The sequence below is a fragment of the Halomonas sp. GFAJ-1 genome, from assembly GCA_002966495.1.
Classification (GTDB): Bacteria; Pseudomonadota; Gammaproteobacteria; order Pseudomonadales; family Halomonadaceae; genus Vreelandella.
Genome location: CP016490.1, coordinates 2,544,105 through 2,557,568, shown reverse-complemented (window position 1 = coordinate 2,557,568; position 13,464 = coordinate 2,544,105). Strand labels below are relative to the sequence as shown.

Genomic DNA, 13,464 nt, shown 5'->3' with positions numbered 1-13,464 from the left:
TCATGTCTCAACCACGTGAATTTGATTACATCATTATTGGGGCAGGCTCGGCGGGCAACGTACTCGCTACCCGTCTGACCGAAGATAGCGACGTTAGTGTTTTGTTGCTCGAAGCTGGTGGCCCTGATTATCGTTTCGATTTTCGTACCCAAATGCCGGCGGCCCTGGCCTATCCACTACAGGGCAAACGCTACAATTGGGCGTTTGAAACCGATCCCGAACCGTATATGGATGGCCGCCGGATGGAGTGTGGGCGCGGTAAGGGCCTAGGCGGGTCCTCGCTCATCAACGGTATGTGCTACATCCGCGGCAACGCACTGGACTACGATAACTGGGCCAAACAACCCGGCCTTGAAGAGTGGGACTACCTTAGCTGTCTGCCCTACTTTAAAAAGTGCGAAACCCGCGACATCGGCCCGAATGACTACCACGGCGGCGACGGCCCGGTTAGCATCACTACACCAAAAGCGAATAACAACCCGCTTTACCGCACCTTTATCGAAGCCTGTAAGCAGGCAGGCTACCCAGAAACTGAAGATGTTAACGGCTACCAGCAAGAGGGCTTTGGCCCAATGGACCGCTTCGTCACACCTAAAGGCCGACGCGCGTCTACCGCCCGAGGTTACTTGGATACCGCCAAGCAGCGCAGCAACTTAACCATAGAAACCCACGCGGTGACCGATGTTATTGAGTTCGAGGGGAAGCGCGCTGTGGGTGTTCGCTATGAGCAAAAAGGCCAGGTACACCACGCCCGAGCCCTCCGAGAAGTACTGCTGTGCGGCGGCGCGATTGCCTCACCACAGATTCTCCAACGCTCAGGCGTGGGTAACCCAGGGTGGCTTGAAGAGTTAGGCATTTCGGTCGTTCATGAACTACCCGGGGTTGGCGAAAATCTCCAAGACCACCTGGAGATGTACATTCAGTACGAATGCGAAGAACCGATCTCACTCTACCCGGCGCTGAAATGGTATAACCAGCCAAAAATCGGCGCTGAGTGGCTATTTAAAGGCACCGGCATTGGCGCCAGCAATCAGTTCGAATCCTGTGGCTTTATCCGTAGCCGCGATGAAGAAGAGTGGCCGAACCTGCAGTACCACTTTCTGCCCATCGCGATTAGTTACAACGGCAAAAGTGCGGTGCAGGCTCACGGCTTTCAGGCCCACGTGGGTTCTATGCGCTCCGAAAGCCGCGGGCGGATTCGCCTTACCTCGAAAGATCCACATGCCGCGCCTAGCATTCTGTTTAATTACATGGCCAAAGAGAAAGATTGGCAAGAGTTCCGGGATGCCATTCGCATCACACGTGAAATCATCGCTCAGCCAGCCTTTGATAAGTACCGTGGCCGTGAAATCGCCCCCGGGCCTGACGTGCAGTCGGATGAACAGCTTGATGCTTTCGTGAAACAGCATGCCGAAACCGCTTATCACCCCTGCGGTAGCTGCCGAATGGGCGAGGACGCGATGGCCGTCACAGATAGCCAAGGCCGCGTACATGGTCTTGAGGGATTGCGGGTGGTCGATGCATCGCTTTTCCCGGTAATCCCTACCGGCAATCTAAACGCGCCGACGATTATGCTGGCAGAAAAAATTGCCGACCGCATTCGAGGTCGCGCCCCCCTGCCTCGCGCTAACGTAGATTACTATGTTGCTAACGGAGCGCCCGCAAAACACCACTGAACTTCACTTTGCAATTATGACTCAAACGCCACAGCGTAACCCTGTGGCGTTTTTTTATGCCTTGTACTCAGCGCAGAGAACATCCCCCTCACCAATACGCTACAGTAGTGATTACACGCAGGGTGAAGCCCCGCGATTGGGAAGAAGGATTGGTAGGCGCCAAAAACCGTCACAGGAATAGTTCAATCAACTAGCGAAAGACAGCCTATAGCAAGCGAAAGGCTTGCACTGAATAGCGAGAGTCTGCCAAAATTCAAACATTCGTTTAAATGCACTACCCGCTAACAAAACACGAATTAACAACCCACGGAGAGGTTATATGCTAACCCTACTGCTTATTGTGCTCGCCATTGTCGGCTTGCTCATTGTAATGCGTCGGGAGGCGGGTGCTACCCCTGCGCTCGCGGTCCTCGGTGTTCTCGGGCTTGTCGGCGTGTTATTCGGCGCCCCCATTATCGGTGTGTTATTGCTGATCGGCGCAGCCGTAGTTGCGGCTGCAGGCCTACCTGCCCTGCGCAGCAAATGGCTAACGCCACGCCTTTTTGCCGTCTTTAAAAAGGTAGCGCCCAAAGTGTCCGCTACCGAACGCACCGCGCTGGAAGCGGGCAGTGTCTCCTGGGACGGTGAGCTCTTCTCGGGCAAACCCCAGTGGAACAAGCTGCTTGACTTTAAAGATGAGGGCCTGCGTGAAGACGAGCAAGCGTTTATCGACAATCAGTGTGCAAAAGCCGCTGGCATGTGTAACGCCTGGGATATCGCGAAAGAGCGCGCCGACCTGCCCCAAGAACTTTGGGATTTCCTGAAGAAAGAGGGCTTCTTCGGAATGATTATTCCGAAAGAGTACGGCGGCTTAGGCTTTTCTGCTAAAGCGCAGTCCACGGTGCTACAGAAGCTTTCCGCCAACGAGACCCTAATGGTCACCGTGGGCGTGCCCAACTCGCTCGGCCCAGGTGAGTTGCTGCTGAAGTACGGCACTCAAGAACAGAAAGACCACTACCTGCCTCGCCTGGCCGATGGCCGCGAAATCCCTTGCTTTGGTTTAACAGGCCCGCGTGCTGGTTCTGATGCTACCTCGCTACCGGATACCGGTGTGGTCTGCAAACAGATGGTTAACGGCGAAGAAGTCGTCGGCGTTCGCCTCAACTTTGAAAAACGCTGGATTACCCTGGCGCCTATCGCCACTGTCGTTGGACTTGCTTTCCGCCTTTTCGACCCGGAAAAGCTGCTGGGCGACGAAGAAGACCGTGGCATTACCCTAGCGCTGATTCCTCGTGATACCGACGGCATGGACATTGGTCGTCGTCACCATCCTATCGGCAGTCCGTTTATGAACGGCCCGATCAAGGGTAACGACGTCTTTGTGCCGCTGGACACCATTATCGGCGGCCCAGACATGATTGGCCAAGGCTGGCGGATGCTGGTTGAGTGCCTCTCCATTGGCCGCTGCATTACCCTGCCCTCCGGCGCTACCGGTACTGCCCGCTATGCACTTGGCTGGAGCGGTGGTTTCACCCGCGTTCGCCGTCAGTTCAACGTTCCGGTGGCAGAGATGGAAGGCGTTCAGGAGCCCTTAGCACGTATGGCATCCTTGGCTTATATCTCTGCGGCGACGGTTTACCAAACCGCTAACCTGATTGACCATGGCGAGAAGCCTGCCGTGCCGTCAGCGATTTTGAAAAGCCAGCTGACTGAATTCCAACGCGTGCTGCTAAGCGATGCGATGGATGTCCATGGTGGCAAAGCGGTAACCCTTGGCCCGCGCAACTACCTGGGCATTGGCTACAGCGCTAACCCGGTAGCGATTACCGTTGAAGGCGCCAACATTATGACCCGCAACCTGATGATCTTTGGTCAGGGCGCCATTCGCTGCCACCCTTACGTCCTTGACGAGCTAGCGGCGAAAGATGCCAACGATATCAAGGCGTTTGATAAAGCCTTCTTTGGCCATGCGGGTCTAATCTTTGGTAATGCGGCGCGCGCCTTTACCTTAGGGCTTGGCCTAGGCAAATCCAGTGTGCCTTTTGATGGCCCTGCGGCTATTTATGCCCAGGATATTGCACGCCTATCTGCTGGTTTTGGCCTATGTGCCGACGCGGCCATGGCTAGCCTCGGCTCTGAGCTTAAAAAGCGCGAAATGCTCTCTGCTCGCCTAGGTGACGTGCTCTCTAACCTTTACCTGGCATCCATGGTGCTTAAGCAGTGGCAAGCAGGCGATAAAGTAGAAGGCGAAGAAGCCCTTCTGCATTACAGCTGCCGCTTCTTGCTACACCGCGCCGAGCAGGCCTTTGTTGAAATTTTTGACAACTTGCCCAATCGAGCGCTAGGTAAAGTGCTTAACGCTGTCACAATGCCCACTGGCCGTCGTTGGGATAAACCTAGTGACGACCTTGCACGGGACATAGCCCAGCGCGTCTCAAGCCATAGCGCCCTGCGCACCAAGCTACTTGCCAATACATGGGATCAGGATGACGGTACAGAGCGCAATCCGCTTGCCCGTTACAATGCCCTACTGGCTGAGTACGAGCGCGCAGAGAAAATCTACCGCACTGTTAACAAAGCGTACGCCAAAGGCGAGCTGCCGCAGACGGCACTTCACCCAGAAGCGCGAGTGGAAGCGGGCCTAGAGAAAGGGCTAATCAGCGAAGAAGATGCCCAGTTTATGCGCACCTTTGAAGCAGAAGTACTTGAAATGTTAACGGTAGACGACTTCGCCTACGATGCGTTTGCTACGGATAAATCAACCCTGATTGACCACAACGCAACGCCGGCAGCCAAGGCTACAGGCGAGGAAATGAGCGTTAAATAATCCATTCGCCTGCCCTCTAACCGGCCCTCCATTGGGGCCGGTTTTTTTGTGCCCTGCTTTTCTTGACGCTTTCTAAAGCGAAAACTTCTCGCTCATCTCCTTCGCCAAACTCTCGCAGCAACCGCTCCCTCTTCTTTTCTAACGTTAGCATGGCCTTAGACATAAGTTCAAAGGCCCAAATACGGGTATAAAATGCGTTGCAAGTTCGAAAATGATCAGCTAGCCTTTCGTTATTGAAAATCCCTGTGCGGAAACTGAGCAATCTAGTGCAGATTCCAACACCATAGCCACCATCACGCTCATCAAGCAATAACGATTTTCAGTAGCATTTTTCCAATAACAATGACGCTAGCGAGATCGGCATGTCCTTATATTTGCAGCATATTGACCACGTCGTTGGCGGGGTTACCCATATCAGCAGGATGGAACTTGAGTTAGAGCCGGGGTCGTTTAACGTGCTACTCGGGCGAACTCTGGCGGGCAAAACCACGCTAATGCGCCTAATGGCAGGTTTGGAACAGCCCTCCCAAGGAAAAATCTTCATGGCTGGCAAGGACGTTACTGGCGTTTCCGTACGAAAGCGCAACGTCTCTATGGTTTACCAGCAGTTCATCAACTACCCCAGCCTGACCGTGCGCGACAACATAGCCTCTCCCCTGAAGCTTGCCCACACCCCTAAAAAAGAGATTGAGCATCGCGTCGGTAAGATTGCTGAAATGCTTCGCATAGCGCACCTGCTGGATAGGTACCCACAGGAGCTATCCGGCGGGCAGCAGCAACGTACTGCAATGGGCCGCGCCCTGGTAAAAGAAGCTGACCTCATCTTATTCGATGAACCGCTTGTCAACCTTGACTATAAGCTTAGAGAAGAGCTTCGCGACGAGCTGCGTGAACTGTTTAAAGAGCGCAACTGTATTGCGGTTTATGCCACCACAGAGCCTAACGAAGCGCTAGCATTGGGGGGCAATACCGCAGTGCTTCATGAAGGTAAGCTTCTCCAGTACGGCCCTACCGACCAGGTTTATCGCCAGCCTAACAGCCGTTATAGCGCTGAAATGTTCTCAGAACCGCCTATTAATATTGTACCTGGAACCCTAAGCACTGCGGCTATCTCCTTTGACCCCTCTTTAAGCTTTCCCTGTGACGATGGCTTACAAAGCCTATCGAATGGCACCTATGATTTTGGGATACGCGCCTCGCATATCACCCTGTCACCCACATCGCCTAGCGATATAGAGCTGCCGGTGAATGTTGACGTCGCTGAAATAAGTGGATCTGAAACCTTTTTACATGTCAGCCATGAGCGTTTTCCGCTCGTGCTTCATCTAACTGGCATTCACGAATTTCACGTCAACACACCTATCAAGGTTTACTTCTCCAGTCGTCAGCTTTACGCCTTCGATAAACAGGGCAGCACAGTGCACGTGCCCGCAGGCCAAGGAGGCACTGTCAATGGCTGAAATTACGCTTAAGGGACTTGCCCATAGTTACAGTAAAACCCCGACGGGAAGTGACGATTATGCGATCCGCCAAATGGATCACGTCTGGCATCAAGGCGGTGCTTATGCATTGCTTGGCCCCTCTGGCTGCGGCAAGTCAACGCTACTAAATATTATCTCTGGGCTGTTAGAGCCTTCAGAAGGTGATGTGCTATTCGATGGGCAGCGGGTTAACGAACTTCCTCCCGAAGAGCGCAATATTGCTCAGGTATTTCAGTTCCCTGTTATCTACGACACCATGACGGTGTATGACAACCTGGCGTTTCCGCTTCGCAACATGAATATCCCTGAATATCGGCTCGATCCCAAAGTACGCGAAGTGGCCGATATCCTAGACCTCACGCCACTGCTCTCGCGGAAAGCCAAAAACCTCACTGCCGATGAGAAGCAAAAAGTCTCCATGGGCCGCGGGCTGGTGCGCGACGACGTCTCGGCCATCCTGTTTGACGAACCGCTGACGGTGATCGACCCGCAGCTCAAATGGAAGCTACGCCGCAAGCTCAAAGAGATTCACGAGCGCTTCAATATCACCATGATCTATGTCACCCACGACCAGCTGGAGGCGTCCACCTTCGCCGACAAAATTGCGGTCATGTACGATGGCCAGGTGGTGCAGTTCGGGACGCCCCGGGAACTCTTTGAAAAACCGGCACATACCTTTGTAGGCTACTTTATTGGTAGCCCGGGTATGAATTTCATGAGCGTCGCCCACCAAGAGGGCAAAGTGATGTTTGGCGAGCGGGCGTTACCTGTGAGCGAAGCCATACACCGTAGCGTCGCGACCGCTAGCTCCAGCAATATCAAGCTCGGCATTCGCCCGGAGTTTATTACGGTCAGCAACTCCCCAGAGACTGGCAGCGTACCTATCGAGGTCGTCAATCTACAAGATTTAGGCACCTATTCGCTGTTGAGCTTCACCCTGAACGATCAACTCTTCAAGGCACGTCTACCTGAAGGGCACGCCCCAATAATAGGTGATGCTGCCTATGCCGTGTTTTCTGATCAACACATCGCTCTCTATATCGACGAATATCTAGTGGAGATCGGCCATGAATAACAAAGTGCAAAATAACCGTGCATGGCTTTTGGTTCTTCCCATGCTGGTTCTCGTAGCATTCTCCGCCCTTATTCCGCTAATGACGGTCGTTAATTACTCGGTGCAAGACGTACTAGGCCCCAATGCACGCTTCTTTACCGGCACGGAGTGGTTTGAAAGCATTTTAAACGACTCAGCGCTTCGTGCGGCCTTTCTTCGTCAAATCCTTTTTTCGCTGACCATTTTGGCTATTCAGGTTCCCTTGGGTATCGGCATTGCCCTCATTATGCCCAAGCGCGGCTGGCAAGCATCAGCAGTACTGATCTTAATCACCCTGCCGCTGCTAATACCCTGGAACGTTGTAGGCAGCATTTGGCAAATTTTCACAAGGGGCGACATTGGCCTAATGGGATGGGGCCTGAGGGAGATTGGCATCAATTACAACATTACCCGCAATGCAGGTGATGCTTGGGCCACGATTATCTTGATGGATGTTTGGCACTGGACGCCGCTCGTCGCCATGCTTTGCTATAGCGGCCTGCGCTCAATCCCTGAAGCTTACTACCAAGCCGCGCGCATCGATCGCGCTTCAAAATGGGCGGTATTCCGTTATATCCAGCTCCCCAAGCTTACCAACGTGCTGGTCATTGCGGTGCTGTTACGTTTTATGCACTCGTTCATGATTTACGCCGAGCCCTTCGTACTTACCGGCGGTGGCCCGGGTAGTTCAACCACTTTCTTAAGCCAATCGCTGGCCACAATGGCCATCGGCCAACAAGACTTAGGCCCTTCTGCGGCATTCTCCATTATCTATTTCTTGGTCATTTTGCTGGTGAGCTGGGTGTTCTACACCACCATCATGCACATGCAAAAAGATAAGAACCCGCACGGGGGAGCATGATATGTACCATCTCGAAAATTCTCAGCAAGGTGAAAAGTACAACACCATTTTCAGCAAGACGACCCCCGCTCAGCGCCGTCGTCGGAATGCACGCAGCCGGTGGCGTTCGCGGGTGCTGTTAGGCCTGTATCTTTTCCTGATGATTCTGCCAATTTATTGGCTAATCAATATGTCGCTCCAGACGAATAGCGAAATTTTGGGTTCCATGACACTGTGGCCCCAAAACCTGACGTTTGATAACTATATTGGCATTTTCACTAACTCAAGCTGGTACATGGGCTACGTCAATTCGATGCTGTACGTTGCCATGAATATGCTGATCACTATTTGTGTCGCACTCCCGGCGGCTTATGCGTTTAGTCGTTACCGTTTTATCGGCGACAAGCATCTATTTTTCTGGCTACTCACTAACCTGATGGCGCCACCTGCGGTGTTTCTGCTGCCCTACTTCCAGCTCTACTATTCGGTGGGCCTGTTTGATACCCACATTGCCGTAGCGCTAGCCCACTGCCTGTTTAATATCCCGCTGGCTATTTGGATTTTAGAGGGCTTTATGAGCAGCGTGCCGAAAGAGATTGACGAAACGGCCTATATAGACGGTTACAGCTTTCCGCGCTTCTTTATCAAAATTTTTATACCCATGATCCGCTCTGGCATCGGCGTCACACTGTTCTTCCTGTTTATGTTCTCTTGGGTAGAGCTACTGCTGGCGAGAACATTGACCGCTACTAGCGCTCAGCCAATTGGCATGATTATGACCCGCACCTCAACCGCATCAGGCATTGATTGGGGAACGCTGGCAGCCGCTGGAGTGCTCACCATTGTGCCGGGTATTTTGGTGGTCTATTTCGTTCGTAACCATATTGCTAAGGGCTTTGCCCTCGGCCGTACCTAAGGAGGCGTTGCTATGACGTGGATGGTATGGACAACTCCAACAGCTCTGTTCTTTTCATCAATTGCCGCCATGCTAGCCGGTATGACGCTATGGGAAATTTTATCGCCCACGATTGAGCGAAAAGGTTTTTTACCCATTAGCACTACCCGTGGTGACCGGCTATTTATTGGCTTGCTATCGGCTGCCTTTATTCACCTAGGAGTTATCGGTTTTACAACGCTCTCTATCTGGATTGCACTAGCACTATCAGCGGTATGGCTGCTGGTGTTAATGCGCTGGGGCTAATGCAACAAAGCGCCTCCAGCGTTACGGAAGTATCAAGGATGGTCTCAACACCAAGGAAGAACACAACAAAACGAGGTCCACATGCGTAACATACCTTTCCAACTCACCACCCTCGCCGCTGGCTTTATGCTTGCATCGGGGACGCTGTTAGCCGACAACCATGACGCACGGGCAATTGCTGAGCGTCTGGTAGACGAGCATTTTCAAAACTCCACGCTAAGTCGTGAAGAGCAAATTGAAGAGCTTCTCTGGTTTGCTCAAGCGGCCGAACCCTTTCGGGGTATGAACATTCAAACGGTAGCCGAAGGCTTAACCACCCACGTCTATGAAAGTGAAGTATTGGCGGAAGCTTTTAGCGAGCTGACCGGTATTAACCTCACCCATAACATCATCGGCGAAGGTGACTTGGTCGATACGATGCAGAACCAGATGCAGTCCGGTAACAGTATCTACGATGGCTATATTAACGACTCTGATTCTATCGGCACCCATATTCGCTATGGCACCACCATCAACTTGTCTGAAGCAATGCAGAATGAGTGGGCTGACCTTACGCTTCCCACGCTAGACCTAGATGACTTCATCGGCCTGCAATACACCACAGGCCCCGATGGCAGTATCTATCAGCTGCCTGCTCAGCAGTTCGCCAACCTCTACTGGTTCCGCTATGACTGGTTCCAGCGTGAAGACCTGCAAGAGCAGTTTCGGGAGATTTACGGCTACGACTTAGGCGTACCCACCAACTGGACCGCGTATGAAGATATCGCCGAGTTCTTTACCGTGCATGTAGGCGAGATTGATGGAACCCGAGTTTATGGGCACATGGACTATGGCCGCCGCGACCCCTCGCTGGGCTGGCGATTCCATGATTCGTGGCTCTCCATGGCAGGTATGGGAAGTCCCGGCGTGCCTTTCGGTAACCCCGTCGATGATTGGGGCATCCGAGTTAACGAAGAGAGCCAGCCGGTCGGCGCCAGCGTAAGCCGTGGTGGTGCCACGAACTCACCAGCGTCGGTTTTCGCAATGCAAAAAGCCGTGGATTGGCTACGTGACTTTGCGCCACCAGAAGCACAAGGCATGACCTTTGGTGAAGCTGGCCCGGTACCGGCACAGGGTCATATCGCTCAGCAGATCTTTTGGTACACAGCCTTCACTGCGGATATGACCGACCCATCGGTTGCCGTCACCGACGATGAAGGCAACCCGCTGTGGCGCATGGCCCCTTCCCCCACCGGCCCCTACTGGGAAGAAGGCATGAAAGTGGGCTACCAGGACGTAGGGTCTTGGACCTTCTTTGACTCAACCCCCGAAGACCGCCGCAGCGCAGCATGGCTGTTTGCCCAGTTCACCGTAGCGAAAACAACGTCGCTTGAGAAACTGATGGCTGGCCTAACGCCGATTCGCGAGTCTGACATCTTCTCCGAGCAGATGACCGAAATGGCTCCCAAGCTGGGTGGTTTGGTGGAATTCTACCGCAGCCCGAACGAATCCAACTGGACGCCAACCGGCACCAACGTACCGGACTACCCACGCATGGCGCCGCTGTGGTGGCAAAATCTGGCACCGGTCATGAGTGGTGAGGTTACGCCCCAGGAAGGCTTGGATAAGCTCGCGGCTGATATGGATAACACCATGCACCGTCTTGCCCGTGCCAACGTCTTCGACAGCTACGCGCCGGTACTAAATGAAGAACGCGACCCTCAATACTGGCTTGACCAGGAGGGTTCTCCGAAACCTAAGCTCGACAATGAGATGCCTCAAGGCACCACCGTTCCTTATGATGAAATGATGGAAGCGTGGATGGAAGCAGGTACACGTTAATCCTTCCCAGGCGGGCTACGGCCCGCCTATTCCAGCGTTTCATCAGTGGCAAGCAGGCGTTTTGCCTACTCACATATTGAGACCGTAAACCCAGGGCTTTTTCTTTGTTAACTGGAACCGCTATGAAACTGCGTAATCGCAATATTGAGAAATTGCACACTGAAGAATTCGACGCGCTCATTATTGGCGGTGGCATCAACGGCGCTGCCACTGCTGCTGCCCTAGCAGGCAAAGGCGCTAAAGTTGCCCTTATTGATCGTGGTGATTTTGCAGGCAGTACCAGCATGCACTCCTCCAACTTAGTGTGGGGGGGGATTAAATACATGGAAAGCAAAGACTTTGCACTGGTACGCAAGCTATGTAAGAGCAGAAACCATCTGATTAAAAGCTACCCTTCGACCGTGCAGGAGATACGTTTTCTTACCACCATTACTAAAGGTTTTCGTCACTCCCCACGCTATTTGTGGGCGGGCACGTGGCTTTACTGGCTAATGGGCAATGGGTTTACAAAAATACCGCGCTTACTGTCGCCAAATAAAATCAAACAGGAAGAGCCCATCATTAATGTTGAAGGCTCAATTGGCGGGTTCGAGTACTCAGACGCATACCTCCACGACAATGATGCCCGCTTTGTTTTTAACTTTGTTCGTCATGCTCTTGATTATGGTGCTACAGCCGCGAACTATGTGGAGTCACTGGGAGCCGAACGCGAAGGTGATTGGTGGCTGACTAAGGCGCGTAATGTAATGGATGGCAGCACCTTTACCATCCGCGCCAAAGTGCTTATTAACGCTGCTGGCCCGTGGGTAGACCAGCACAATGCATTAACCGGTCAAAAAACAACCCACCAGCACATGTACTCCAAAGGTATCCACTTAATTGTTCCGCAACTAACCCGTATCAAGCGAGTTTTGGCATTTTTTGCCAGTGATGGGCGGTTATTTTTTGTCATCCCCATGGGTAATCGAACGTGTATTGGCACCACTGACACTCACATGGAGCATCCAGAAGTCGATGTAACCGCAGACGACATTGCTTTTGTGCTTGAAAACATCAATACGCGCTTAACCCTCAAAAACCCTCTTACGGCCGATGATATTATTTCTACCCGGTGCGGCGTGCGTCCGCTGGCCATTAAAGCTGACCAGGGTAGTGATCGTGATTTTTTACAACTCTCTCGTAAGCATGTTATCGATACCAACACCGAGAGCGCGCATATCAGTATTTTTGGCGGCAAGCTTACCGACTGCCTCAACGTCGGCGATGAGATTGCCGACGACGTAGCGAGGCTAGGCGTTACGCTCAGCGACCCGAACTTTCAGTGGTATGGTGAGCCCCCCCTCCCCGTCAAGCAACAGTTTATGGATCAAGCGGCACGCATGAATCTTGATGCCATGACCGCTGACAGCTCCTCTGAGCCACTCTCTTCTCGCTTGTGGCGACGCTATGCTGAAAAGGCCATGGGAATGCTTGAGGAAATCCGTCAAGACCCCTCTGAAGCCGATATTCTTATCGAAGGTACGGAGTACATACGCTGTGAGCTAGCGCATGCAAGGGATCACGAAATGATTACCCAGCTCGAAGACTTCTTACGTCGGAGAGCAAAAGTCTCTTTGGTCGTTCAACACGAGCAACTACGCCAATCAAAAGGGCTGAAAGAAGCTTGCAAAGTACTGTTTGGCGAAGAGGCAGAGGAGCGTTTTAACACGTATTTTGAACAGAATAGAGATACATCTCAACCGCCTCAGACAACTATCGAAGGTCAATAACTTTGAGTAAAAACGGTTCAAAATAAGACTGCAGGCAATAAATAAAGAACAAAGGAAAGAATTATTGAAAACCCCAGGCGCGAAATTATTTTAATGCCCCATGGGCAGTCTTTATTACTAACCAACGCTTTTATAGATTAAATCAAGTGGCTAAACAATTAGCGCTCGCTTGTTTCTCTTCGCTTTTCTTGGTTTTCTAAAAAAATGCCCCCTCACGTGTGAGGGGGCAATAATCATTGCGAGATAATAGTGATGCAAGCTAATGGCAGCACTACTCCTCGTTTTCTACGAGCAGTTGAGAGTCGCCCGCTAACACTTCATCCCACGCTTCTTCTAAGGTGTAACCTAGACGGCTATCGATGGTATCGATAACTTCAACAGCGTGTTGGAGCGACTCGCGATTGCCCTTCAGCGCGAGAACTAGCTTAGCTAAGTCCTGCTTGCTGAATGTACTAGCGATACGGTCGGCTTGTTGGCTCAATTCGGTGCAGTTCATGGTCAATCCCTCATGGTATGGTCAGCCGCTGCTTGTAGGTCGTAAAACTCGTTTACTGAAGAAAACAAAGCAGCCATCTTAATTAACGACGATTGGTGACGTTGCTACGCATGCTGAGCCGGATAAGTGCTCAGTTCGGTAACTGCGATACGGTCACAAGCTTTGCAAGACCTTCGCCTTTGGCACCTGGGTACAACATAGTGCCTCGGTTGTAGCAAGGGATCAGTTGAGTCATACCGGGATAACGATACCCCTCCCTGATCCATGACTTCACTATGGT

At 52.3% G+C, this 13,464-nt stretch carries 10 protein-coding genes; 9 read left to right on the top strand and 1 reads right to left on the bottom strand.

The genetic code is table 11. The features are described 5' to 3' along the window. Positions 1-2 precede the first annotated feature (2 nt). The 9 genes from BB497_11475 to BB497_11435 all read left to right on the top strand — a co-directional run bounded on the left by BB497_11475 (position 3) and on the right by BB497_11435 (position 12,688). Positions 3-1,676, top strand: a complete 1,674-nt coding sequence (locus tag BB497_11475) for a choline dehydrogenase (protein AVI63272.1) — start codon at positions 3-5, stop codon at positions 1,674-1,676. A 319-nt stretch (positions 1,677-1,995) separates the two neighbouring features. Continuing rightward, on the top strand, positions 1,996-4,482 hold the full coding sequence (gene fadE / locus BB497_11470; protein ID AVI63271.1) for an acyl-CoA dehydrogenase: 2,487 nt from the start codon (positions 1,996-1,998) through the stop codon (positions 4,480-4,482). Positions 4,483-4,844: 362 nt separating this feature from the next. Then, on the top strand, positions 4,845-5,942 hold the full coding sequence (locus tag BB497_11465) for an ABC transporter ATP-binding protein (GenBank protein AVI63270.1): 1,098 nt from the start codon (positions 4,845-4,847) through the stop codon (positions 5,940-5,942). Further along, positions 5,935-7,038 carry an ABC transporter ATP-binding protein gene (locus tag BB497_11460; GenBank protein ID AVI63269.1) on the top strand — a complete coding sequence of 368 codons (1,104 nt, stop codon included), beginning with the start codon at positions 5,935-5,937 and terminating at the stop codon, positions 7,036-7,038. The genes BB497_11465 and BB497_11460 overlap by 8 nt, the downstream gene beginning before the upstream one ends. Continuing rightward, the gene (locus tag BB497_11455; protein AVI63268.1) at positions 7,031-7,918 is read left to right on the top strand and encodes an ABC transporter permease; all 888 of its coding nucleotides are present in this window, start codon (positions 7,031-7,033) and stop codon (positions 7,916-7,918) included. The genes BB497_11460 and BB497_11455 overlap by 8 nt, the downstream gene beginning before the upstream one ends. A 1-nt stretch (position 7,919) precedes the next feature. Next, on the top strand, positions 7,920-8,813 hold the full coding sequence (locus BB497_11450; protein AVI63267.1) for a sugar ABC transporter permease: 894 nt from the start codon (positions 7,920-7,922) through the stop codon (positions 8,811-8,813). 12 nt (positions 8,814-8,825) lie between these two features. Then, a complete protein-coding gene (locus tag BB497_11445; protein ID AVI63266.1) occupies positions 8,826-9,098 on the top strand; it encodes a hypothetical protein in 273 nt (90 codons plus the stop codon). A gap of 81 nt (positions 9,099-9,179) precedes the next feature. After that, positions 9,180-10,919, top strand: a complete 1,740-nt coding sequence (locus tag BB497_11440; GenBank protein ID AVI63265.1) for an ABC transporter substrate-binding protein — start codon at positions 9,180-9,182, stop codon at positions 10,917-10,919. A gap of 122 nt (positions 10,920-11,041) precedes the next feature. Further along, the gene (locus tag BB497_11435; protein ID AVI63264.1) at positions 11,042-12,688 is read left to right on the top strand and encodes an FAD-dependent oxidoreductase; all 1,647 of its coding nucleotides are present in this window, start codon (positions 11,042-11,044) and stop codon (positions 12,686-12,688) included. Between the two features lie 271 nt (positions 12,689-12,959). On the opposite strand, the gene BB497_11430 is transcribed toward BB497_11435, so the two are convergent. Then, the gene (locus BB497_11430; protein ID AVI63263.1) at positions 12,960-13,184 is read right to left on the bottom strand and encodes a hypothetical protein; all 225 of its coding nucleotides are present in this window, start codon (positions 13,182-13,184) and stop codon (positions 12,960-12,962) included. Positions 13,185-13,464 lie beyond the last annotated feature (280 nt).

Bases quoted from the DNA above. Each gene is read 5' to 3' on its own strand.
- fadE (AVI63271.1), top strand. From the start codon at position 1,996: ATGCTAACCCTACTGCTTATTGTGCTCGCCATTGTCGGCTTGCTCATT.
- BB497_11465 (AVI63270.1), top strand. From the start codon at position 4,845: ATGTCCTTATATTTGCAGCATATTGACCACGTCGTTGGCGGGGTTACC.
- BB497_11450 (AVI63267.1), top strand. From the start codon at position 7,920: ATGTACCATCTCGAAAATTCTCAGCAAGGTGAAAAGTACAACACCATT.
- BB497_11455 (AVI63268.1), top strand. From the start codon at position 7,031: ATGAATAACAAAGTGCAAAATAACCGTGCATGGCTTTTGGTTCTTCCC.
- BB497_11430 (AVI63263.1), bottom strand. From the start codon at position 13,184: ATGAACTGCACCGAATTGAGCCAACAAGCCGACCGTATCGCTAGTACA.
- BB497_11445 (AVI63266.1), top strand. From the start codon at position 8,826: ATGACGTGGATGGTATGGACAACTCCAACAGCTCTGTTCTTTTCATCA.
- BB497_11435 (AVI63264.1), top strand. From the start codon at position 11,042: ATGAAACTGCGTAATCGCAATATTGAGAAATTGCACACTGAAGAATTC.
- BB497_11475 (AVI63272.1), top strand. From the start codon at position 3: ATGTCTCAACCACGTGAATTTGATTACATCATTATTGGGGCAGGCTCG.
- BB497_11440 (AVI63265.1), top strand. From the start codon at position 9,180: ATGCGTAACATACCTTTCCAACTCACCACCCTCGCCGCTGGCTTTATG.
- BB497_11460 (AVI63269.1), top strand. From the start codon at position 5,935: ATGGCTGAAATTACGCTTAAGGGACTTGCCCATAGTTACAGTAAAACC.